Annotated in this window: 19 protein-coding genes and 1 pseudogene; 9 read left to right on the forward strand and 11 right to left on the reverse strand. The window is 53.2% G+C overall.

Translation table 11 applies throughout. From position 1 onward, the window contains the following. Nucleotides 1-49: 49 nt before the first annotated feature. Nucleotides 50-1,141, reverse strand: a complete 1,092-nt coding sequence (locus tag RHH27_RS01905) for a chlorophyll a/b binding light-harvesting protein (RefSeq protein WP_302679141.1) — start codon at nt 1,139-1,141, stop codon at nt 50-52. A gap of 228 nt (nt 1,142-1,369) precedes the next feature. Here RHH27_RS01905 and RHH27_RS01910 point away from each other — a divergent pair, with 228 nt between their 5' ends. Both RHH27_RS01910 and RHH27_RS01915 read left to right on the forward strand, forming a co-directional pair. Next, on the forward strand, nt 1,370-3,046 hold the full coding sequence (locus RHH27_RS01910; protein WP_206200834.1) for a diguanylate cyclase: 1,677 nt from the start codon (nt 1,370-1,372) through the stop codon (nt 3,044-3,046). 68 nt (nt 3,047-3,114) lie between these two features. Continuing rightward, on the forward strand, nt 3,115-3,759 hold the full coding sequence (locus RHH27_RS01915) for a response regulator transcription factor (protein ID WP_206200835.1): 645 nt from the start codon (nt 3,115-3,117) through the stop codon (nt 3,757-3,759). A gap of 48 nt (nt 3,760-3,807) precedes the next feature. On the opposite strand, the gene RHH27_RS01920 is transcribed toward RHH27_RS01915, so the two are convergent. From RHH27_RS01920 to RHH27_RS01930, 3 genes are all read right to left on the reverse strand, one after another. Next, on the reverse strand, nt 3,808-6,234 hold the full coding sequence (locus tag RHH27_RS01920) for a sucrose synthase (RefSeq protein ID WP_302678703.1): 2,427 nt from the start codon (nt 6,232-6,234) through the stop codon (nt 3,808-3,810). Between the two features lie 82 nt (nt 6,235-6,316). Beyond that, nucleotides 6,317-7,747: a sodium/glutamate symporter gene (locus RHH27_RS01925; RefSeq protein ID WP_206200837.1), complete on the reverse strand. Its 1,431-nt coding sequence runs from the start codon at nt 7,745-7,747 to the stop codon at nt 6,317-6,319. A 54-nt stretch (nt 7,748-7,801) separates the two neighbouring features. After that, nucleotides 7,802-8,722, reverse strand: coding sequence for an alpha/beta fold hydrolase (locus tag RHH27_RS01930; RefSeq protein WP_302678704.1), 921 nt, complete (start codon nt 8,720-8,722; stop codon nt 7,802-7,804). Between the two features lie 83 nt (nt 8,723-8,805). On the opposite strand from RHH27_RS01930, the gene sat reads away from it, so the two are divergent. Further along, nucleotides 8,806-10,002 (forward strand): sulfate adenylyltransferase, encoded by a 1,197-nt coding sequence (gene sat / locus RHH27_RS01935; RefSeq protein ID WP_302678705.1) that lies wholly within the window; start codon nt 8,806-8,808, stop codon nt 10,000-10,002. 756 nt (nt 10,003-10,758) lie between these two features. On the opposite strand, the gene RHH27_RS01940 is transcribed toward sat, so the two are convergent. Continuing rightward, on the reverse strand, nt 10,759-10,902 hold the full coding sequence (locus tag RHH27_RS01940; RefSeq protein WP_181495457.1) for a hypothetical protein: 144 nt from the start codon (nt 10,900-10,902) through the stop codon (nt 10,759-10,761). A gap of 349 nt (nt 10,903-11,251) precedes the next feature. Here RHH27_RS01940 and RHH27_RS01945 point away from each other — a divergent pair, with 349 nt between their 5' ends. The 3 genes from RHH27_RS01945 to rlmB all read left to right on the forward strand — a co-directional run bounded on the left by RHH27_RS01945 (nt 11,252) and on the right by rlmB (nt 15,117). Continuing rightward, on the forward strand, nt 11,252-12,811 hold the full coding sequence (locus tag RHH27_RS01945; RefSeq protein WP_302678706.1) for a glycoside hydrolase family 3 N-terminal domain-containing protein: 1,560 nt from the start codon (nt 11,252-11,254) through the stop codon (nt 12,809-12,811). Nucleotides 12,812-12,896: 85 nt separating this feature from the next. Next, a complete protein-coding gene (locus tag RHH27_RS01950; protein ID WP_206200841.1) occupies nt 12,897-14,207 on the forward strand; it encodes an META domain-containing protein in 1,311 nt (436 codons plus the stop codon). Between the two features lie 28 nt (nt 14,208-14,235). Continuing rightward, nucleotides 14,236-15,117: a 23S rRNA (guanosine(2251)-2'-O)-methyltransferase RlmB gene (gene rlmB / locus RHH27_RS01955; protein ID WP_302678707.1), complete on the forward strand. Its 882-nt coding sequence runs from the start codon at nt 14,236-14,238 to the stop codon at nt 15,115-15,117. On the opposite strand, the gene RHH27_RS01960 is transcribed toward rlmB, so the two are convergent. Both RHH27_RS01960 and RHH27_RS01965 read right to left on the reverse strand, forming a co-directional pair. Then, nucleotides 15,114-16,322, reverse strand: a complete 1,209-nt coding sequence (locus RHH27_RS01960) for a 4-hydroxy-3-methylbut-2-enyl diphosphate reductase (protein WP_206200843.1) — start codon at nt 16,320-16,322, stop codon at nt 15,114-15,116. The genes rlmB and RHH27_RS01960 overlap by 4 nt on opposite strands. Before the next feature lie 42 nt (nt 16,323-16,364). Continuing rightward, nucleotides 16,365-17,552: a 1-deoxy-D-xylulose-5-phosphate reductoisomerase gene (locus RHH27_RS01965; RefSeq protein WP_302679142.1), complete on the reverse strand. Its 1,188-nt coding sequence runs from the start codon at nt 17,550-17,552 to the stop codon at nt 16,365-16,367. 117 nt (nt 17,553-17,669) lie between these two features. Here RHH27_RS01965 and RHH27_RS01970 point away from each other — a divergent pair, with 117 nt between their 5' ends. Further along, a complete protein-coding gene (locus tag RHH27_RS01970) occupies nt 17,670-18,848 on the forward strand; it encodes a DNA double-strand break repair nuclease NurA (RefSeq protein ID WP_302678708.1) in 1,179 nt (392 codons plus the stop codon). A gap of 2 nt (nt 18,849-18,850) precedes the next feature. Here RHH27_RS01970 and RHH27_RS01975 read toward each other — a convergent pair whose 3' ends face one another. Beyond that, complete coding sequence (locus RHH27_RS01975) at nt 18,851-20,341, reverse strand: hypothetical protein (RefSeq protein ID WP_225901620.1); 1,491 nt, start codon at nt 20,339-20,341, stop codon at nt 18,851-18,853. Between the two features lie 117 nt (nt 20,342-20,458). On the opposite strand from RHH27_RS01975, the gene RHH27_RS01980 reads away from it, so the two are divergent. Continuing rightward, nucleotides 20,459-21,160 carry a YggS family pyridoxal phosphate-dependent enzyme gene (locus tag RHH27_RS01980; protein WP_206200846.1) on the forward strand — a complete coding sequence of 234 codons (702 nt, stop codon included), beginning with the start codon at nt 20,459-20,461 and terminating at the stop codon, nt 21,158-21,160. Between the two features lie 302 nt (nt 21,161-21,462). Here the strand turns inward: RHH27_RS01980 and RHH27_RS01985 are convergent, their stop codons facing one another. Next, complete coding sequence (locus RHH27_RS01985) at nt 21,463-21,594, reverse strand: hypothetical protein (protein ID WP_255521481.1); 132 nt, start codon at nt 21,592-21,594, stop codon at nt 21,463-21,465. Between the two features lie 231 nt (nt 21,595-21,825). Between RHH27_RS01985 and RHH27_RS01990 the strand changes: the two are divergent. Beyond that, nucleotides 21,826-22,218 (forward strand): annotated as a pseudogene (locus RHH27_RS01990) (transposase); the annotation flags it as partial. Between the two features lie 23 nt (nt 22,219-22,241). Here the strand turns inward: RHH27_RS01990 and RHH27_RS01995 are convergent. Together RHH27_RS01995 and RHH27_RS02000 are read right to left on the reverse strand one after the other, a co-directional pair. Then, a complete protein-coding gene (locus RHH27_RS01995; protein ID WP_302678709.1) occupies nt 22,242-22,622 on the reverse strand; it encodes a GxxExxY protein in 381 nt (126 codons plus the stop codon). Further along, nucleotides 22,619-23,560: a GDP-L-fucose synthase gene (locus tag RHH27_RS02000; protein WP_149820529.1), complete on the reverse strand. Its 942-nt coding sequence runs from the start codon at nt 23,558-23,560 to the stop codon at nt 22,619-22,621. The genes RHH27_RS01995 and RHH27_RS02000 overlap by 4 nt, the downstream gene beginning before the upstream one ends. Nucleotide 23,561 lies beyond the last annotated feature (1 nt).

Consider the following 23,561-nt stretch of genomic DNA (forward strand, 5'->3'; position numbering starts at 1 on the left):
CGCTCTGACCGAGGGCAGCACCTATGGCTCAAGAGGGGAACTATTGCAATTAATTTTCAAGAGCTGGATTGAGAAAAGTCTCCAATTGTTTGAAATTGAATCCCATGGCGCGCAGGGCATGCCAAAGGTGACCCTGTAGGAAGAAAAAGGCAAGGAAGAAGTGGGCATTGGCCAACCAAGCCCGCGGGGTATGCTGCCCAAGGGGTAAATCAATGGTGTCCGCAAAGTAGGGAGCAATTCCCAGTTTCACTTCTAGGGGTGGTCCGTAAAACTCTACGGGATAGGCGAGGGTATTCACCGCACAAAAATAGGCCGCCACAAATCCCGCGAGGGCAATGCCGCCAAGGGAGTAGGAAAGGATGGCTTCAGCATTAAACATCAGCACTTTCCGTGCCCAATTCAGCGGCGGCACAAGAATATGCCAAATGCCACCCGCAATGAGCAAGAGGGCAACATAGATATGCCCGCCCACGAGATCTTCCAAATTGTTAATACTGGCGAAGTGGGTTTGATAGCCATAGATGACAAAGGGATCCAAGGTGGGCTGGGTGACAAGGCGTACCGTCTGCAAATTGGCATCGTACAACCCGCCCCAGATGGTTGCTTTGAGCACTAATAGCAAGGCACCAAACCCTAAAAAGAGCAAATGATGCCCCAAAATAATCCCCAGTTGTTTCGGATCGTCCCAGCGGAAATGGAAGCGCCGCGCCCGCCCTGTGGCGGTACTGAGATCGTGAGGGGCACGAAAGGTATGAAAGAGGGCACCCGCACCCAGCACGGCTGAGGAAATGAGATGCACGGCGCCAATGACAAAGTAGGGGTACAGATCCACAACTTTACCGCCCTCGCCAATGCCAAACCCTAAGGTCGCTAAATGGGGCAGCAAAATCAAGCCCTGTTCCCCCATGGGTAGATCGGGTTTGTATTGGGAAATTTCGTAGAGCGTAAAGGCACCCGCCCAAAAGACAGTTAGCGCTGCTTGCGCCACATGGGCAGCAATAAATAGACCCGACAGGTTCACGAATCGGGCATTGCCTGCCCACCAGTCGTACTTGACATTGGCTTGGCCATAGGTTTGTAAACCTGCACCTGTTGGTGGTGGTGTAGTCACAGAGGTTGGGGATTCACTGGCGATCGCCATACATTCCTCCTTCGATAAACGCATAATATCGACGCTGAACTTATTGAGGATAAATCTCAATAAAGCCTAGGCCTACTATAGCACCACTATTGAGAATTATTAGCATCTGGCAAGGATAAAATGTAAAGATATGTAACTCCCCTCCAGCGGCAATCTGTATCTCCGAGAACTTGAGCAAGATCAAGCCAAGGCAGTAGGGTAATAGCAATAGGCTGTTGGCGAGCAAGTATGGCCATTTTGCTTTATCACGACGACGTGGCAACGGCAGCAACGTTGGTCTCCATCTTGACCACTGCGGATCATCGGGTGGATGTCGTTGCTCGCTCTGAAGACCTCTGGGGACTATTGGCCAGTAGTCGCTATCACCTATTGATTGTGGATGAGTCCCATTTAGGCACGGCAGTTGAGGCCTTTTGCCAGCAGGTGCGCGATCGCGGGTTTCAAGAGCCAATTTTGATTCTTACCCGCAAGGATTGGCCAACCCAGCCAGAAACCCAAGTGATTTATTACCACTATCCCTGCTCCCCAGCAGCGCTCCTTGAAATCGTCCAGCAGCTCCTCAGCGCGATCGCCACCTCCAAGCCTGACAATCATAACGACTCAGGCCTGCCCCTTGTCCTGCACATTGATAACGACGCCGAGTTAGTTCGCTCCCTTGAGGAGCACTCCGTTGATGGTGGGTTCCGCTACGTCGCAATGGATAGCTGGCCGCTGGTCAACACCTTACTTGAGGAATGCTGGCCCAATGCTGTCATTCTCAATCCTGAAGTGATGCCTGATGAGGTAACCACCCGCGAGTTCTTGCAGCAGTTGCGGCAACATCGTCCCCCCATCCCCGCCCTAGTATTTACTGCCCGTGACACCTGGCGCGATCGCCTCGCCGCCATTCGCCTTGGCTCACGGATCACCTTGAGTAAGCCTGTTGATCTTGAGCGACTCTTGCAGACTCTCGAACAGTTACTGCAACCTCAAGAAATGACCTCCGCTAGTATCCTGACCGTGGATGATGACGCCGTCACCCTAGCCATCTTGAAACGGCTCTTGGAACCCTGGGGAATGAGTGTCACCTCCCTTCAGGATCCCGATCAATTTTGGGATGTCCTAGAGGCCACCAACCCCGAATTGGTTATTCTCGATGTCCAAATGCCCGGCATTAACGGCCTAGAACTCTGCCAAGTGGTGCGCAATGATCCCCACTGGAACCAGCTGCCAATTCTTTTTCTTACCGCAACCACCGATCCAGCCCTTGTCACCCAACTCTTTGCCGCTGGCGCCGATGATTTTGTTAGCAAGCCAATTGTCGGCCCTGAGCTAATGACGCGGATCATCAATCGCCTAGAGCGCACCCGCCTCCTGAAACGCTTGGCAGAGGTAGATCCCCTCACGGGATTGAGCAATCGTCGTAAAGCCACAGAAGAGATTGAACGCTTTTTGACCCTTGCCAACCGCCAACAGCAAACTCTTTGCATCGCCGTTTTGGATTTAGACCATTTCAAACGCATCAATGACACCTATGGTCACGACGTTGGCGATCAGGTATTGGTGACCACCGCTCGAATGTTGCGACAGTCCCTACGGATGGAAGATGTCGTGGCTCGCTGGGGTGGCGAAGAATTTTTAATTGCCCTCTATGATATTTCCCTTGATGTGGCCAAACACCGCCTTGCCATCTGTTTACAGCGATTGCGCAACCATACCTTCCACGCCCCCAACCATGACAGCTTCAAGGTGAGTTTTAGTGCCGGCATCAGTCAGTTTCCCACCCACGGGGAGACCTTACTACAACTGGTGAAGATAGCCGATGATGCCCTCTATGCCGCTAAGGCAGCGGGACGTTCTCAGATTGCCACGGCGCCAAAGGAGATGTCTCCAGAGCTGGCCAATGCTTCCCCCCAACAGGAATAAGCTATCCTATAGGAGCACCCTCATTCTTAGTAAGACTTGGCGTCAGCACCGTTAACTGCTCTGAATGTATGAACCTTGAGGCGTCCCCTGCGCAAAATGCCACGATTCTACTGGTAGATGACGACCCTAATCTTGTCCTCTTGGTCAAGGATTACCTTGAGATGCAGGGGTATCGTGTACTGACGGCAGCCCATGGCAACGAAGGTCTGGCAATTCTGCAGCAGCAGACGCCCGACTTAATTATTTGTGATGTGATGATGCCCCAGATGGATGGCTATAGCTTTGTCAGTGCAGTGCGACAACAAACACACCTCAGTTGGTTACCGGTGCTCTTTCTCTCGGCCAAGGGGCAAACCCACGATCGCATCAAAGGGTTGCAAACCGGCGGTGATGTTTACCTAGTCAAGCCCTTCGAACCGGATGAACTCCTCGCCCAAATCCAAGCCCTCCTCAAACAAACGGCTCGCCTGCGGGAAGCGCAACGACTGCAATCCCCTCCTGCGCCTACACCACCCCCCGGTGTCGAACTCACTCCCACAGAAACCCGAATTCTCCAATACGTTGCCCGCGGAATGTTGAATCGTGAAATTGCGGCAGAACTACATGTCAGTCAGCGTACCGTAGAAAGCCATGTCAGCAATATTTTGGGTAAAACCGGCTGCCATAATCGCACTGAATTGGCTCGCTGGGCGATCGATTACCATTACGTGTAACATACTCTCGACGATCGCGGGGCTTCCCACCTAGTCGCTAAACCCATATCACCGCTGCATGTGTTCTGCCAATAGGGCTTGGGCGCGGGGTTTATAGAGCAGATAGAAGAGTGCCTCCATATAGCGCATCATGTCTTCGCGGTTTTCTTGGGAAGAGAAGTTCCAGAAGCCGTAGATCTTGGCAAGGGAAAGCAGGCGTGTACAGTGAATTTTCCAAGTGTAGGTGCTATAGACCCGCTGGATACCCGCTTTGGAAATTCGTTGCCACTGCTGCGGATCGCGATCGCAAGCCTCTATAAAGCGGCGGATAGTCTCCGCCATTTCTTCTAGGTGGGTTGGGTTGATATAAAAACCATTCACCCCATCTTGGATAATTTCCAGAGGGCCACCAAAGCGGGTACCAAAGGTGGGCAGACCACTGATCATGGCTTCCAAAATCGTCAGGCCAAAAGCTTCAAACAACGCCGGCTGGACAAAAATCCCTTGGCGATCGGCAATGATGCGGTAAACTTCCCCCGAATCTGCTTTCGGTAAACGAATCCCTAGCCAGCGAATCTTACCGTGGAGATTGTACTCGTGGATGATTTGATAGAGCTTCTCAATTTCGGCGATTTCCTCGCGATCGCTGGAGTCTTCGGTACGCAATTTCCCTGCCACCAAAATTAAATTACACCGCTCTTGCAGTTCTTTGCTGCGGCCAAAGGCTTCTGCCAGTCCTGTGAGGTTTTTAATCCGATCCAGCCGTGCCATCGAAAAGAGAGGGCGTTTGTTCGGATTTTCTAAGTAACCATAGATCTGCTGCGGATCCTCAAGGGTAAAGAGCAGTTCTTCCAACCGCTGGCGATCGCCCTCTAGCCGCTCCGTATAGTGGTAGTAGGGAAAGTAAACCTGTTCATTCACCCCCGGTGGCACCACATTAAATTTCGGGCTAAAGAGTTCAATGCCGTTCACCACATGGTACAGGTCAGGCATCGTAAAGGATTGATAGGACTCGTACTGGCCAATACTGTCGGGTGTGCCCACAATCTCTTGGTAGGTGCTGCTGATGATAAAGTTGGCAGCATTCATGGCAATCAGATCCGCCGTAAATTGCATTGAGAAGTGATATTTATCCTCTAAGTCCTGCCAGTAGAGGTTACTAAAGAGGTACTTGGATTTCTCGAGGGCATGGGCAATGTTGCATTGGGTCACCTTCATTCGCCGCGCCAGCAAAAAAGCCACCAAGTTGCCATCGGAATAGTTACCAATAATTAAATCGGGCACATGGCCAAATTCCGCCCGCAACTCCCGCTCCGCGTCAATGGCAAAGGTTTCCAAATAGGGCCAGATTTCAAAGCGAGAAATCCAGTTTTGGGTCACCTTGGGATTAAATTCCCGAAACGGCACCCGCAGGATCCAAGCGTTGTTGGTGCCGTAGATTTTCTCTAGGCGTTGGTTGCACAGCGTCCCTTCGGCATTGGGAATCAGGCGAGTCAGGACAATAATTTTAGGTTGTGCTGCCAGTACCCCCAGCCCGGCCAGTTCTAAATCCTCCCGCATTTGTTTTTCGAGGCTTTTCACTTGATCGAGGATATAGACCACCTGCCCGCCGGTGTCGGGTCGCCCCAGCACCCCCTCTTGGCCAAACCAGCCGTGGGGAGAAATGAGGGCAATGCGAAAGAGCATCGGAATCCGCGAGACAAAGGCCTCTAGCACTTGGTGATCGGGCGAATCTAAGAGTTGATCTAAAATTTCTAGGGTGTCGCGTACCCGTGCCGCCGTATTGCCCCAACCCGGTTCAAAGCCCAGATTTTGGAGTTCAAAGCGAAACTCACTGTAGGCCTCGTCGGAGGCGCGATCGCTCAAGGCCACAAGAGCTTGCTTCACCTGTTCTGAGAGGTGCTGAGGAGAGCGAATCCGCTCATTGATCAGAAGTTGATAGCCGTTGTAGCGGTGAATTTGCAAAAAGTTAAAGAGGTTCTGCTGCCACTGGCGCGGGTCTTGGAAAAGCTTGCTGGATAAATAGCGATTGAGAAATTCCACCCCCTTACCGATATTCTTGGCATCACGGATAATTGGCGAGTAGTCATAGAAGGGCTGGACATCAATTTCAAAAACATCCCCCTCATTGGGATGGTACCGATTGACTAGGCGATCGCGCAGATCCAGTAGCTCTGGAATTGTCATCGGCACGATCGTCAAATCCTCCACCAGCAGCCGACACACCTCCTGCTGCGCAATCCGTGGCCGAATAATCCAACACAGACTTTCGTTGTCAACAATGATCTCTTGGGTATAGAACACCAGCTTGCTGAGGCGGGATTCGAAGGGTGTGGGGACAGGGCGATCGAGGTCGCGACAGTAATCTGCAAAGGCGCCCAAAATATCATTGCGCAGGAGATAGCGTTTTTCCCCTAGTTGCAGGATGCGTGAAAATTGGCGCAGATCGGCACGTTCATCACTTTCAACAACGGATTTGAGGAGCACAGAGGTCATCGGCAAACTCACAACACGGCTTTTACCTGAGACAGCACAGCGGCTCAAGTCGTTTCTATTCTAGGGTTCTCCCTGAATGGGGTCAATTTTGCGCCAAGGATCGCCGGATTTGGCCATAGTTCCAGAATCCAAACACTAACCACAGGCCTAACAGCCCGCCCGTGAGCGCCAGTACAGGCACCACCCCAAAATTACGGATCAGAATTGGTGCCGCCGCCGTAAATAACCCACCGCCGACAATCGGCTCAAAAAGAATCTGTTTGTAGGCAAAACTTTCCAAGGCGCCCGATTGGTTGTGGGGATCCACCATACGAATCAGCAATAGCCCAGTAGATGTCACCCCCATCGATTGCCCCATGTCGCCAATTCCCCGCTCAAACCAGAACATGGGCAAAATTCGCGGCGCTAAATAGAGCATGACAAAGAGATTCCAAGCAATTCCCCCCACACTCAAGAGGAGAAAGGGAATGAGATTTTCACCAATGGCGGCTAAAGAGAGGGTGGCCAAGGCGGTAATAATCGTCACATCCAAGGCGACACCGCCAATACGGTTAATCAGTGGCCGGCTAATCAGGTACTGTTTGCGCCAACGGGTCAGGATGAGCTGCACAATAATGCCACCGATCAGCGCCAAGGGAAATAGGGGCACATAGGCCATGAGCTTTAAACCCGTTTGTCCCCAAGTGAGACGCTCTAGGAGTCGCAGCGCTTCAAGAATCACCCAGCCCACAATAATCGCCAAACCCACAAAACAGAAATTTAATGACAAAGGATCAATGAGTAACTCCCGCAGCAGTTGTCGCCGCCGTTGCCGTGTTTCTAGGTCATCGTGGGGATGAGGGTCGAGATTCTCCGCGGTTTCAGAGTCCACCAAGGGTTTGATCTGCAAGCGTCCTGTGCGCCGTGCCCAGTTGATCAGTGCCACTCCAAAAACCACCCCAGAGACTAAGCCCACAGTGGCCAAGCCCAAGGCCATATCAGCCCCAGCGGTAAAGTTTAACTCCCTAAAGGTATCGGCCATGCCGGCGGCAGTCCCATGCCCCCCCTCAAAGGTGATCTCAATCAGGGCACCAGCAATTGGATCCATGCCAAATACAGGAGTGAGAACAAGCAACGTCAGCAGCAGCCCCACCACGTATTGCCCCCAAGCCAAAATCTGACCAAAGGCGACCTGCGGTGAAGCTTTCTGCCAAATTTCCCGAGGGCTAGGGATGATCTCCCCTAGAAATAGACAGGCAAAAACTATGTTGATGAAAATACTGGGAGACTGTTTCCAAACTTCGCGGATGTCTTCGGCAAAAAGACCGTTCCCTAAACCGGAGTTGGGAGCAATTTGACTGGCGATCGCCCCAAGGACACTAGGGCCAAGAATGAGTCCCAAAACGCCCGCAATGACTGAACTGGGCATATAGAGCGATCGCATCAGTGCCCAACGCTGCCGCACAATTCGCCCCAACAGCAGCAAAACACCAATAAAAATAAACGCCCAGAAAACCGTAATCAGCCTAAACATCTGCCATGCCAACTCTGAAGATTGTCGTGATCATAGAGCCTGCAACCGTAGGACTCAACCCCTCCCAAGTTCGTGGCTGCGCAACCAATCCAAAAGCAACGCATTGACGCGATCGGGCTGCTCATCGTGGGGACAGTGCCCCGTGTGATCCAACTCCACCACCTGCATCCTTGGTTGTACCTGTTGAAACTGCTGGCTCAGCATTGGCGGGATGAAGCGATCCTGTCGTCCCCAAATCAGCAATAGGGGTTGGGGCACGCTCTTGAGCATTGTCTTGGCACTCGGCCCAAAGTCCGTGCGGCTCATGGCGCGAATGATTTGCCCAAAGGCGCGATCGCTATCACGGTCATAGGCAGGGGTGAGCAGGATGTCCAGCAATTCATCATCCACACAGTTGGGGTTGGCGTAGGCCAATTGTGCCCAACGCTTGACAATGAAGGGACGGCGAATCGCGTAAAAAAGGGTGCGCAGCAGCCAAGGAGCCGTAAAAATCTGTTCAATTCCGCTCACAAGGGGAGCGATCGCCCTCGGAATCAACTCCTCGCGCACCGCTGGATCCGGCAGACTTAGCATCACCACCCCCGCCGTCATCTGCGGATAGCGATAAGCACAGGTCAGGGCAATCAACGCCCCAATGGAGTTGCCAGCAATCACCGCTGGCTGCCCGACAATCTTCTGCCAAAAGGCATGAACCTGAGCCGCCCAAAACTCAGCCCCATAGGCCGCAATGGGCTTTTCTGCTGCCCCCAATCCTATTAAATCGAGAGCATAGGTCGGCTGATAGTCTCCCAAAACCCGAAGATTGTATCGCCAATGCCGTAGAGACGCCCCAAAGCCGTGGAGCAAAATCACTGGAGATCTCCCCTTCTTCTCATCTACAGCAGCAGGCCACCAAAAGCTATAGCGACTCTGCCATCCTCGCCAGCACCACTCCCGCTCGACGCCATAACGATAGGGGTCTACCAGTTGTCTCATGCACCTATTCGTCCAATAATGACTTCTATCTTAGTTATGAAGTTTTGCAACAGGTTCATCCAACCCCAAAAAGGAGTTCCACATTGAGTCCATCACCGACAGTACAGACAAAGGATGCGATCGCCCCCCACGGCGGTATCCTCGTCAATCGGATTCTCTCCTCCGAACAAAAACAGGCGTGGCTCGCCCGTGCCGATCAATTGCCCCGCATTACCCTTGATGAGCGCGCTGTCTCCGATTTAGAACTCATCGCCATTGGTGGCTTTAGTCCTCTGACGGGGTTTATGGGACAGGCCGACTACGAGCGGGTCGTTGAAGAAATGTACCTTGCCAATGGTTTGCCTTGGTCAATTCCCATTACCCTCTCTGTCAGTGCGGAGGTGGCTGCTCGCCTAGAAATTGGCCAAACCATTCGCCTCGATAACGCAGCGGGTCAGTTTTTGGGTATTCTCGAACTCACCGAAAAATATACCTATGACAAACGCCGTGAGGCGCGCTGTGTCTATCGCACTGAAGATGACAAACACCCCGGTGTCAAGGTGGTCTATGAACAGGGAGAAGTCAACCTTGCAGGCCCGATTTGGCTCCTAGAGCGGCATCCCCATCCCCAATTTCCCAACTACTGCATTGATCCGGTGGATTCCCGTGCCCTCTTCCGTGAAAAAGGTTGGCGCACCATTGTGGGGTTCCAGACCCGCAATCCGATCCACCGCGCCCATGAATATATCCAAAAATGTGCCCTTGAAATCGTCGATGGTCTCTTTTTGCATCCCCTCGTAGGTGCCACCAAGGAGGATGATATTCCCGCCGATGTGCGGATGCGCTGCTATGAAATCATGCTCGAGCACTACTTCCCCAAAGATCGGGTGATTCTGGCCATTAATCCGGCAGCGATGCGCTATGCAGGGCCACGGGAAGCGATTTTCCATGCCCTCGTCCGTAAGAACTACGGCTGTACCCATTTCATTGTTGGTCGCGATCACGCGGGTGTGGGGGACTACTACGGCACCTACGATGCCCAACATATCTTCGATGAATTTGATCCAGCAGCCTTGGGGATTATTCCCTTGAAATTTGAGCATGCCTTCTACTGCACCCGCACCCAGTCTATGGCCACCAGTAAAACCAGTCCCAGCAAACCCGAAGAGCGCATTCACCTCTCAGGGACAAAGGTACGGGAAATGCTGCGCCGGGGCGAATTGCCACCTCCAGAGTTTTCGCGTCCAGAAGTAGCAGCAGAACTGGCACGCGCCATGCGACAACCGCAACTCACGCCATAGCCTAAACATAAAACGAGGGGGTCAAGCTGATGGCAGCAAGACCCCTAACGAAGTTAGCAATGACGAAGTAACTCAACAACTAACGTGGACAAAACGTGGTTTTAGCTGGCGATCAAAACCCCCACTAGGCGATCTCAACCGATCAAGCTTGGAGCATGGACACTAGGTAATGGATTGCTGTCAACGTTGACGACCTTGGATACTAGGAGGTTACCTAGCTTTGCCTTAACTCCCATGGACGACAGGATGGGGACTTCGGCAGTAACCACACAAACGATAAGGCTGGATAAAGCGAGAGGACAACTATACAACGGTGAAGCTCAAAGGATTGGTTTTGATATTACTCGCAAGACAGGAGTGAGATTTATCTTGGAGTAACTTTGCTTTATCCCGAACTCAAGGACTGGGAGGCACAAGCCTTAAGTTCACTCTTATCGTTAACCTTTCTTTCTGTGCCTACTTTTAAGTTAGCATAGGCCTTTGGGAATGCTCAAATGTTAACGGGAAATTCAATATCTGAAATATTCCTTAACTGATTCTGAAATATGCCGTTAGATTCAGTGGTTGCAACCTTTTGGTGGTACCCTTAGCGCTGAGCGTTATTTCTAGGTTTTAACAGTTTGGGCGATCGCCCCAAGCTCATAAAAAACTGCACCAGCCCCATGATTGCCGCTATGGCGGAGCTGATGCGGAAGGAATACCAGTTATTTTTACCTGTAAAGTCTCTACAGGGATTCTGCTTGCGGAAGACAGTAACTAACTCTTACGGGAGGGTGTTCCCGTAAAGGGCTGTGCTCCTGTGGAAGGATAGTGATCATTGCGAGGGGTGAAGATGCGCCCAAATGCCTCCATCAAAAAGACCATCATACTTTGCAGTTTCTCACGTAGTGCTTTTAACATAGGTCAACTCCTAAAGAAAGCGATTTAGGCTTCAGCCTTTGGCTTAATGATTGAACACCGCAGGAAAAACTTGAAACTTGCTCTACCGGAGCAACGGAATCGGACTTTGCCTCAAGATCATTAGGTACAGCCCTTTTCACATGAATGGAACACACTCAAAACAACTAAGGCTCCTATAGAGGAGGTTCATTTCCCCTTATGCAGCCCGTACTTAGAAAAGGGCTGTAAAGGCTGTACTTTTAGTATAAAAAATCAGACCAGTTACCTGAGGGAGTTTGAGACAATTTTTTATATGCTGAATAAGAAAGTTATTCATTTGTGAAATTTTGCTCTGAATGAGATCACACCCATGACATTTATTTCCCCTCTTTCTGATCTTTCACTGCGGGCACAGGTGGCGCAGATGGTGGTTGTACGAGCCAGTGGCTACCTCTACGACAGCCAGATTCAGTATCCCGCTTGGGAGCCGCCCCAAAACACCTTAAAACACTGGATTAAAGACTGGGGAGTTGGTGGGGTGATTCTCTTGGGGGGCAGTGCCGTCGAAGTGGCAGAACGCTGTCGGCAACTCCAATCTTGGGCCACGATTCCACTATTACTAGCAGCGGATATTGAGGAGGGGGTGGGTCAACGCTTCAGTGGTGCCACACAATTTCCCCCGCCAGCAGCTTTAGGCGCCATTGCCCAAAAGAACCGAAAACGGGCGGTTGACCTTGCAAAGGAAATGGGGGCATACACCGCAGCCGAAGCTTTAGCCATTGGCTTGAATTGGGTTCTCGCCCCGGTGGTGGACGTGAATAATAATCCCGCAAACCCAGTGATTAATGTGCGCGCCTTTGGCGAGGAGCCAGACATTGTGAGTGCCCTTGCAACCGCGTTTATTCAAGGGGCACGGGCCTATCCAGTGCTCACAACGGCAAAGCATTTTCCCGGCCATGGGGATACAGCCACGGATTCGCATTTGGAACTGCCCGTGATTCCCCACGATCGCGATCGCCTGCAAGCTATTGAATGGCCGCCCTTTATTGCTGCCATTGCTGCCGGGGTGGATACCGTCATGAGCGCCCATGTCCACCTACCCGCCTTGGATGCCGAGCGACCCGCCACCCTGTCTCCCCCGATTCTCACGGGAATCCTGCGCCAAGAGATGGGGTTTAAGGGTCTAATTGTAACCGATGCCTTGGTCATGGGGGCGATCGCCAACACCTACGGTACCGCCGAAGCTGCCGTCAAAGCCGTAGAAGCAGGTGCCGATATTCTGCTCATGCCCTTGGATCCGCCGGCAGCCATTGAAGCGGTGGTTGCCGCCGTTGAGTCAGGGCGGATTCCTCCTGAGCGCATTCAGGCCGCTGTAGCCCGCATTCAAGCCGCGAAGGCTCGCCTTCAGCCTCTAGCATTACAGTTGGACTATTTCCAAACGACACCAGCCGTTGAGGTGGCCACCACCATTGCCCAAGACAGTCTCGAGCGGGCTGGCCAAGCCTTGCAACCTGTGCCCTTAGGGGTGAATTGTCTGATCGTGGATGATACTCTGCACGCTAGCTTTTTGAACCGTACTTGTCCCGCATTGACACTGCCCCCCACTTGGGGCTTTGACCAACGGGTGGTGATTGATCAGCAAACGCCCCTCACCATGATTGAGGGCTTCCCCAAGGCACCGACCTTAGTGCAGGTGTTTAGTCGTGGCAATCCCTTCCGAGGCAAAGCAAGTTTAAGTGCGCCAGCGATCGCCACCCTCGAACGACTGCAAGCCCAAAATCAACTGGCGGGTCTGGTGGTCTATGGCAGTCCCTACGCCTACCGCGAAATTGCCCAGCATCTGCACTCCGATGTGCCCCGCGTTTTTAGCTATGGGCACTACAGCATCGCCCAAGGTCTGACCCTAGCGTCCTTGCTAAAGGTTTCTTGATCTTTTGCGAGGGAATCGATAGGGAACCCCTATACTCTCTGTACGTCCCTAGAGATACCCCCATAGAGCTTGGTCTTTCATCACCATGATTAAGTTTCCCACTGCGGTTGGCTTGGCAACGCTCTACACAGTCACCACAACGCTGGCGATCGCCCCCATGAGTTTCGCCGCCCCCCAGTCTTGGCTCGATCAACCGCCGCGCAACTGGAATCCCAACCTTCCTATCCTAGAGATTCCCCCACGGGGCAATCCTGATCCCAGTGAGTTGAACCGCTGTCGCAGCACCCTACGTTCTCCCCAATCCATGGCCGATCGCCTGATCCAACAGCGAGGCTGGTATCTCGTGGGCACCCCCATTCGCCATCAGAATGTGGAAATTATTCTTGGCAATAGTCGCTTTGATGGCATGTGTCGCCCGATGGGGTATCAGGCCTTTGTTTTTTCCGGAGGACGTTACTTGGGAACGCTATCGCCGAATCTCATGGATTCCCGCGCTGATGGCTCATTCCTAGGCGAGGTCAAGTTCCAAAACGATGGCACCTTCACCGCAGACTTTGCCCGCTACACGCCCAATGATCCCCTCTGTTGCCCCAGTCGCATCAGTACTGTCACCTATCGCCTCGAAGGGGGACTCCTACCCCTGCCGCGCTTGGTGCCTGTGGCGGTTTCCACACAAGCAACAGCAAATAACCCTCCCTCCCAACCCCCAGAACTGAGCCTCAGCGGTCAACGCTGGCGTCTCAGACGCATTGGCAATCAAGCCGTGCCAGTGGATACCGCCTTTATTGAGTTTGATAGTGCTAACCGCCGTGCCAATGGTTTTACGGGCTGTAATAGCTTTAATGGTGGCTACACCGCCAACGGCCCGCGGCTGCTTTTTGCCCCCTTAGCCACCACCCAACGCCTCTGCGGCCAAGAACCCCTTCAGAGTGTGGAAACCCAGATGCTACAGGGACTAAGTCGCACCAATCGCTACCGCGTTCAAGGAAATACGCTGCAACTCTTTGAGGGCAATCGCCTGCTATTAACCTTTGAAGCGGGTGCGACGGAAAGTCCCCTCAGTGGCCGCTGGCAACTGCAGCGCCTAGCCAATATGCCGATGCCACCGCGCAATCCCATGAATACGGCGTTTATTGAGTTTGATAGCAATGCCCAGCGAGCAACGGGCTTTAGTGGCTGCAATAACTTTAACGGTGGTTACAGCGTCAATGGCCAGCAATTGCGGTTTTCGGCAGTGGCGACAACGCGGCGCGCCTGTATTGGCCAACGGGCACAAAGGATGGAGATGTCGTTTTTACAGACCCTTGAGCAAACGAACCGCTACCGCATTGAGGGAAATACATTGACGTTCTATGATGGCGATCGCCCCCTTGCGATGTTTCAGCGAACACCCTAGGGAAGATCTGCAATCTTAGTGACTCTTCATGACCGAGAAACCTCGTCCCCGCAAAAAAAACCGACCGACCGCGACCCGCCCTCCTCGCCCCCAGCGACGCACCCCAGCTCAACCAATTCGGAAAGCACCCCCAACTGCCGAGGATGTCCCCGAACTCCTCTATGGTCGCCATGCCGTGCTCTCAGCCCTTGAAAGTGGCCGTCCCTGCAACCGTATTTGGGTGATTCCCTCGCTGCGCTATGATCCACGCTTTCATCAACGCTTGAATGAAGCTAAACAGCAAGGAGCGATCATTGATACTGTAACCCCCGAACGCCTCGATCAACTGTGCCAAGGGGGGCGCCATCAGGGGATTGCCCTTCAGGTGGCTGCCTATCACTACTGGTCTCTTGAGGATCTCTTGGCCAAGGCCGCAACCGTGAATCAACCCGTTCTTCTAGCGGCAGATGGCATTATGGATCCGCAAAATCTCGGTGCCATGATCCGCACCGCAGAAGCACTGGGCATGCAAGGAATGATTATTCCTCAACGGCGAGCCGTGGGCATTACTGCAACAGTGGCCAAAGCCGCCGCAGGGGCGCTGGAGTATTTACCGGTGGCACGGGTGATTAACCTCAATCAAGCCCTTGAAACCCTGAAGGCGGCGGGCTATTGGATCTATGGCCTCTCGGAACGTGGCGCGGTGCCCCTACCGAAAATTACCTTCGATCGCCCCACCGTCTTTGTCGTTGGCAGTGAAGGGGAAGGGATTAGCCTACAAACCCAAAAACACTGCGATGAGATTGTCGCTATTCCCCTAGCGGGGCGCACCAATAGCCTCAATGCATCAGTGGCAGTCGGTATTGCCCTCTACGAGATCAGTTGTCAGCGATCGCCCGCTTGGGATTTGACCCAAGCATCAGAGGCCTAGGAAACCGCTACCACAGACCGCAGGGCAAAAATTTTATTGAGAACCGCCTCGACCACCTTGTCGGGAGTGGAGGCACCGGACGTAATGCCAATGGTGATTGGGCGATCGGGCAGCCAGTTCTCGGTAACGGTGAGAGCGTGATGCAGCGGTTTGTGTTCAATGCGATTCCCCGGCCCAATGCGATCGGCAGAATCAATGTGGTAGGAAGGAATCCCATGTTCAATGGCAATTTCTTGAAGGTGGGTGGTATTCGAGGAGTTGTAGCCACCGATCACCACCATCAGATCTAAGGGTTCCTTGACCAAGTTCAGCATCGCATCTTGGCGTTCTTGGGTGGCATCGCAGATGGTATTGAAGCTCATGAAGTGCTCATTGAGGCGATCGGGACCATACTTTTGGATCATCGTGCGTTCAAAGAGTTTGCCAATTTGTTCGGTTTCCCCCTTGAGCATCGTTGTTTGATTGGCAATGCCGACCCGCACCAGATCGCGATCGGGGTCAAAGCCCGCAGAACAGGCCTTGGCAAACTTGGCCATGAAGGCCTCGCGATCGCCCCCTTTGAGGATGTAATCGCAGACATAGCGGGCTTCTTCGAGGTTGAGCACAATCAAATAGGTGCCCGCAAAGGAACTGGTGGCGATCGTTTCTTCGTGGTTGTACTTACCGTGAATGATCGAGGTGAAATTGACCTTTTTGTGCTTTTCAACACTGTGCCACACCTTCGACACCCACGGGCAAGTGGTATCGACAATCGTGCAGCCCCGCTCATTCAGCAGTTGCATTTCTTGGACACTGGCACCAAAAGCGGGCAAAATCACCACATCCCCTTGGCGCACCTCACTAAAGTCCTTTGCCCCATTGACCACCGGAATAAATTCCACGGCCATTTGCCGCAGGCGCTCATTCACCGAGGGATTGTGGATAATTTCATTCGTGATCCAGATGCGCTCGGTGGGAAAGTGGGTGCGGGTTTCATAGGCCAAGGCAACGGCACGTTCTACCCCCCAACAAAAGCCAAAGGCCTCCGCCAAGCGAATCGTTACATCCCCCTGTTGCCAGCGATAGCCATTGGCGCGGATTTGTTGAATCAGCGAACTTTGATACTCCCCTTGCAGCTGCTGGTTTACTTCCTCACCGTGACCAAAGCCTTTGCGGTGGTAGTTTTCGGAACTGTGTAGCGATCGCTTGAATGCGCGGGTATCCATTGGTTTTCCTCTGAAGCAATCTGTATGGTATTTTGACACACTCTATAGCGCAATCATGGGGCGAACTCCCCGTTGTGCCAACTCCTGTACCGTTTCTCGCGCCCAGCGATCGGCGGCCAAAATGTCCTCTAGGGTAGGGTTGTTAATGTTTTGGGCAGAGTAGCGATCGCAGGTCATCTCAATCAGGCGGGGAATCTCAAGGAACGAAATCGCCTCGGCAATAAAGAGCGCCACTGCCTGTTCATTGGCAGCATTCAGGACTGCCGGCATGGCTCCCCCAGCGCGACCCGCCGCATAGGCCAGCCCCATACAGGGATACTTTTGGTGATCCGGCGATCGAAAGGTTAAATCCCCCGCCTTCACCAGATCCAGTGCCGACCAATTCGTGGGAATTCGCTCTGGCCACGAGAGGGCATACAACAGCGGCAACCGCATATCTGGCCAGCCCAACTGCGCCAGCACGGAGGTATCCTGCAACTCAATCAGCGAGTGGATAATGCTTTGGGGATGGATCACAATCTCGATATTGTCGTAGTCCATGCCAAAGAGGTAGTGGGCTTCAATCACCTCTAGGCCTTTATTCATCAGGGTTGCCGAGTCCACAGTAATTTTGGGTCCCATTGACCAGTTGGGGTGTTTGAGGGCATCGGCCACCGTCACTTGCGAGAGTTTTTCCACCGGCCAATCACGAAAAGCGCCTCCGGAAGCAGTGAGAATAATTTTCCGCAGTCCTCCCTCGGGCACCCCCTGCAAACACTGAAAAATCGCCGAGTGCTCAGAATCAGCGGGCAAGAGCTTGACACCGTACTCCTGAAGCAGCGGCAAAACCACGGGCGCACCGGCAATCAGCGTTTCCTTATTGGCCAAGGCAATATCTTTACCCGCTTTAATGGCGGCGATCGTCGGCACCAGACCGGCACAACCAACAATGCCGGTGACCACAACATCGGCATCCCCATAGGCCGCTACCGTCGCAATACCGCATTCCCCCGCCACCAGTTGTGGTTTTTGGGGCAGATCGGCCAGTGCCGCCTCTAACTCTGGCAGTTGCTTGGCATCGGCAATACTGACAATCTCCGGCTGAAATTGGCGAATTTGCGGAATCAGTCGCTCCAAGTTGCGCCCGGCAGCAAGGCCAACAATACGAAAGCGATCGGGATATTGGGCAACAATGTCAAGGGTTTGGGTACCAATGGAGCCAGTGGAGCCAAGGAGAGTGAGTGCCTTCACAGTTTTTGGGGGAGGGTCAGTGGACACCTTAATATCTACCGCAGGAGGGGACACAAGGCAAACCCATACCTATTCCGTTGAGAATAGCAAGAGGCGTTTCTCTAGTCTTTCCCAGTCATGGTGTTACCCCTTTTCCAACTGGTGCAGCAACTAAATCATAAAAAGGCCGAATTTCTCAGCTATGACACCGCCCTAGCTCAGGTGCGACAGGCCTATCAACAGGCTCTCAAGACATGGCAGCAGCAAACCATTGCCGACATCACCGCTGCCATTGATCCGCAGATCCCAGATTGGGGGGCACGTCCTATTGAACCATGGCATCAGGGGTGGCGCATTCCCTTGGGGGTACAGTGGCCCCATCGTCAGGCGGCGCGGGAGTGGGCAATGACTCAACTCATGGATGTCACCACTGTGGCGGTGGATGGTTCCCAGATTGTGCCCAGTGAAGAGCTATTTTTGCCCGTGGGTGTGGTACAGGCGGGGTGGTTTCTCAATCCCCATCGGCGCGATCGCCCCTACGCCAAGGAAATTGTCCTTGAACTAATTACACCAGCGGAACTGCGCCAAGCGGAAGAACAGTTGCGACAGCCGCAAATTTATCGCTTCCACGAACGCTATATCCACCTGCGCCGCTTTGAACTGGAACTAAAAACCCTTCAGGAGCGCATGGCCGAGGTAACCGCACCCGCGTTGCTATTGTTTGATGGCTCCTTTGTGGCCACGTTTGCCGAGTCCTATGCCCCCGAGTGGCAGAGGCGATATGTGGCGGCACTGTGCCAAACCCTTGCCGCGAGCCGGCAACACCAGATTCCCTTGGTGGCCTATATTGATAGCTCTCAGGCACGGGATTTGGTGACCCTTTTAGGACATCTGGAGCAGCTGGCGCCGAGTCCCCACCTCTCGGATGCCCAACTGTTGAGCACGGTGTTGACCCAATGGGGCGATCGCTCCCCTGTGTTTATCTGCGATCGCGGCGGCATCCTTGAAAATTACGGTGCTTGGGTCAAGGGCATTGGCTTTTGCTACCTCAAGGCCCATCAAGGCTATCCCGTGCGCCTCGAACTCCCTCTCTGGCTCTACGAAGCGGGCTTACTGGATCAGGTGATTCGCTGGCTCTGCGGGGAGCTGATTACCGGTCAAGGCTATCCCTATGCCCTTGAAGCTGCCGATCAATTGGCCGTTCTCCAAGGGAGCGATCGCCAAGCCTTCCTCAAGCAATTGCAAGTCTGGGCAGAGGGCGTCGGCATGGAACTGCGCTTTAGTCGCAAATGGGTGAGTAAGCAGCAGCGGCGTTAGCTCTATTGGGACGAATTTTGCAGCGCCTTCAGTGCCTGTTCCAATTCCCCTTGCGACCTCGGCATCCAGTCTTTGCCCCGCAATCGCCGCAACATTTCTAGGGCTTCCTCACGGGTTTGACCAGTATTTTGTTGGTGCCGTTGCCAGAAGTCGTCCCACCAGCCGGGGGGTTCCTGCTTGCTGCCTGTGTATTCCGTGGGGCGCCCAGTGTCACCATCAATCACGAGGCTGCCGACATAATCGGCATTGCTATAGACCTTGGCAATTTGATCATGGATGTGGCGCATATCTTCGGCAGCAACAACGCCATTATCGGTGGCTTTATAAAATTGCACCGTGACGCGGATGGGGAAGCGGGGATCCCGCTCGATCGGCAGGTTATCAATTTCAGTGAAGGGGCCTTCCACCTTGCCATAACTAATGACTGCCGCCTCGACATTGGAGCGACCAGCGCTAGGTGCTGCCTCCATGAGGGCGGGGGCGGGCATCGAGAAAGGGGGCATAACCGATCGGGGCCGAGGGGCTTGCTTCAGGGGCACTTGGATCAGCATCACCATATTCATTCCTGCTGCCTCCGCTTGGGCAGAGGTGATCTCGCCACCCCCGCTTCTCACTCCAAAATCACTGGCGCGTTGTCCCACTAGGCTCGCCCGTTCGCCATTCTTATTGAAAAATAATCGCTGTCCCCACGTCCTGCCGGCTTCAAAGGCATCCCGCTTGTTGTCAATAACGGTGGCACTGGTACCTTGGCGCGTGACCAAAATGGCTAAGACGGCTGGGTTCTTTTCATAGCTTTGGTAGTTAAACAGCACAGGGTTAAAGGTGGCTTCCCCTTGGGAGGGAATGGGTAGGAAACAGGCTTGGGCACTGACGAGGACATGGCTATCGCGATCGGCCAAAAGGGAGCGACGATTTCCTGCCCACGATCGCGGGTTGTGGAGATACTTGCGGAAGTTACCAAGAAATTCCTTGAGGTTGACCCGTTGGAGTGGCTTGCCCTTTTCATTGCCCACAAGGATAAAGAAGCGCTCAAGGGGAATATCCGCTGTGCGATCGCTAAAGTTGGGAAAGCGAATCACGGGCATCAGACTCAGTTCATAACCCTTGGTGCGTGGGTTGTACTGCTGAATTTGAATCGTCATGTCACTGATATTAGGGCCGACGGCAGAGTTGTGGTAGCGAGCGGTGTCCTCCCATGTGATGTCAAGAATGTTCAAACCATATTGCTCGGCAAGCCGCCGCGCTTCTGAGTTGTGGATCATGCTGCGGGTGCGCTCAATGACTTGGCGATAGCGATCATAATCAGCCACAGAAACGCGCGGTGGCGGTTCAGGTTTAGAGAGTGGCGAGGGGTTTGATTCAATTCCCCAATTGGGTTGACCTTGGGCAGCGGACATAAAGTTTTCTCCTGGGGAGAGCAACTTCCCCGCTAAAAGGGTACCGAGAGCGAGTAAACCAATGAGGCCAAGGGAGAGTTTGAGGGGCACAGCCATAGTAGCGTTCTGAATCCTACCCTCTAGCCTAGTCAAGGAGACTGAAAATCCTGCCATGGTTTCACTTTTTGCAACAGGGTTTTAGGATCAAAAAGCATCCTTGCCCGCAAATTGCCTGTGTTATCCGCTGCTGAAATTCGCGATCGCGCCACCCACCTCAAATCAACACTTCCCCCCCATGTCCGCCTGATTGCCGTGAGTAAGTTTATGCCAGCGGCCGCGATTCGGGCTGCCTACGAAGCTGGCATTCGGGATTTTGGCGAAAGTCGCGTCCAGGAAGCAGCCAGCAAACGCGCTGAATTGGCTGACCTCACGGATATTACTTGGCATCTCATTGGCCACCTGCAAACCAATAAAGTGCGGCAGGCGCTGCAACTCTTTGACTGGATCCACACCGTTGACCGCTGGAAATTGGCCGAGCGCATCAATGCCATTCTTAGGGAAACCGACACTCCCAGTCCCCACTGTCTATTGCAGGTGAAGCTGCGCCCCGATCCCCAAAAACACGGCTGGGAAAGATCCGAACTGGAAGCAGCTCTGCCCCAACTCGATGCCCTCTCCCATCTGCGCTGCTGTGGCCTAATGACGATTCTGCCCTTGGGGTTGCCTCCCGCAGAACAATTGCAAGTCTTTCAGGAATTGCGGGCTTGGGGCGAGGAACTGCGTACAAAACCGTGGCAGCAGCTGCAGTGGCAGGAGTATTCCATGGGTATGACGCAGGACTATCCCCTTGCGGTACAGGCCGGGGCAACCATGGTGCGCATTGGCACGGCGATTTTTGGCGATCGCCAAGCAACGCTAGAAATTCACCACGAGTAATGTCCTTGGAAGGGGTTGGTTCGGGAATCATCGCCGGTGGCGGAAAGAGGGGACTGCCCGGCGACCAAAGTTCAACGCTATCGCAGTGCTGATCGTAGTACTCAGGATCAGTGGTGACCCGCACCGCTTGGGGTAGGCCGGGGGCAAGGTAGGCCACATCTTTGCTACCAAGGCCAATTTTGACGGTGACGCCCGGCGGCAGTAGGTGGGGTTGCTCAAGCAGCGATCGCAAGTCGGCCAAGGTATAGGCGGGTTCAGACTGGGGCGGTAGGCTCAAGTCCAAATCAGGGACGGGATCGAGATCAACCGTAGCCGTAGGCGAGGTGGCGGCCATGTCGGAATTCATGCCCGCGGGCGATCGCCAGTGCTTCCTCGGGTGCCAGCTTCCAGTTGGGCGAAAGCGGAATCACCCCCCCACAGTAGGGACACGTCATCGTTCGCGCCCAGAGGAAATTTGTTGGGATAGCATTTGGGTTGGGTTCGTTAGGAAAGTAAGGTAATAGTCTCTCTTCCCGTCGCTTGAGAAATTCATTTTTGAGGCGGTTAAATTCCTCTAAGAGAGCTTTGCCATATTTGGCAGGCCATTCGTAGGTGGCTTTTTGAACCAGAACAGCTACTCGTCGGGCAGAGTCAATTTTTCGTCTAGTTGCAACAGGATCGCAGCGCGAGGCCAACGAATTGATGGAGAGCGAGCGGGGAAGCGTCAGAAAAGAGAGAGTTGAGTCGCAGGACGGTATAGACACCAGAAAGACTTCATCGCGCCGATGCTGTTTTCAGGATATTTGAATGCGGTAGGGTTTGTGAGCTGGCTGAGTCAGTACTGTTTGCCGGCGTTAAAGAGACCTTCGTTGTTGATGATGGATAATGCACCGATTCATCCGAAAGGGGCGATTCAGGCAGTGGTGAAAGCGGCGGGTCACGAGGTGTTATTTTTACCGAAATACTCTCCTGATTTGAATGTGATTGAGCACGACCTCAGTGTGTTGAAGCGAGCGCGGATGTATGCAGGGTCAAACAGTTCGATTGATGAGGTGATGCGCAAGTATTGTGCTGGATGATATCTCATGCTTTATTGGAATAGCTATAGGTTCACTTCAATAATTTGCGGCCGATCCCCTGCTGTAGAAGTGGAAAAGTTGACGACAACCCCTACAGGAATTTTGAGGGTTTCCATATACTTCTTGACTTGCTTGACTTCCTTATCGCCAATGTTCTGAACAGCCTTGAGTTCAACGACTACAACCGCTTGGCCATGGTCACGCACAATGAGATCGGGAATGGCCTCCCCCACAAAATAACCGTGAAAGAAAATCGGTACCTTGCGTTGTTCTTCGTACTCAATTTGCCGTTCCCGCAGGGCAACCTCAAAAGCTTTTTGATAGATGGCTTCGCTGAAACCACTGCCTAATTCTTGGAAGATGTCTTGGGCAATCTCCTGAATAAGCTGGATCCAGTGTCTCATAGGGACGTAGCGTGCTGACGGTACCAAGCAATTGTACGTTCTAAGCCTTCTTTGAGGGGAATTTGGGCACGAAACCCAAAGGCCTCTTTTGCCTTAGTGGTATCTAGGCAGCGGCGGGGTTGACCATTGGGCTTATCGGTTTGCCATTCAATCTGGCCTTGAAAGTCCATCAGGTCGCAGATGAGTTCAACTAAATTCTTAATGGTGATTTCTTCACCCGTACCGAGGTTAATCGGATCAGGATGATCGTAGGCTTGGGTGGCCATGACAATCCCACGGGCAGCATCTTCAACATAGAGAAATTCGCGGCTAGGGCTGCCATCCCCCCACACGGGAATCACCCTCTCCCCCTGTTGCTGAGCAATGTAAACTTTGCGAATTAAAGCAGGAATCACATGGGAACTCAGGGGGTCAAAGTTATCCCCCGGCCCATAAAGATTCACGGGCAAGAGATAGATACCATTAAAGCCATACTGCTGCCGATAGGCTTGCAATTGCACGAGAAGGGCTTTTTTAGCAATGCCGTAGGGGGCGTTGGTTTCTTCGGGGTAGCCGTTCCAAAGATCGCTTTCTTTGAAGGGAACAGGGGTAAATTTGGGATAGGCGCAAATCGTCCCCACACAGACAAATTTCTCGACTCCCGCGCGATAGGCACAATCAATGAGTTGTGCCCCCATCATCAGGTTGTCATAAAAGAGTTCAGCGGGCTTGACTTGATTGAGGCCAATTCCCCCCACATGGGCAGCAAGGTGAATGATAATATCTTGGTTTTGAACGACGGCTTGGCAAGCAGAGAGTTGGCGTAGGTCGTAGTCGCGCGATCGCACCACTGTGATTTGCTCAGGCACTGCCCCGGCGTTTTGCAACTGCGCCACCACTTGGCGTCCCAAAAATCCCGCCCCACCGGTGACAAGAATCCTTTTTTTACTGAGATCCATC

The sequence above is a fragment of the Thermosynechococcus sp. PP555 genome, assembly GCF_031583225.1.
GTDB lineage: Bacteria > Cyanobacteriota > Cyanobacteriia > Thermosynechococcales > Thermosynechococcaceae > Thermosynechococcus.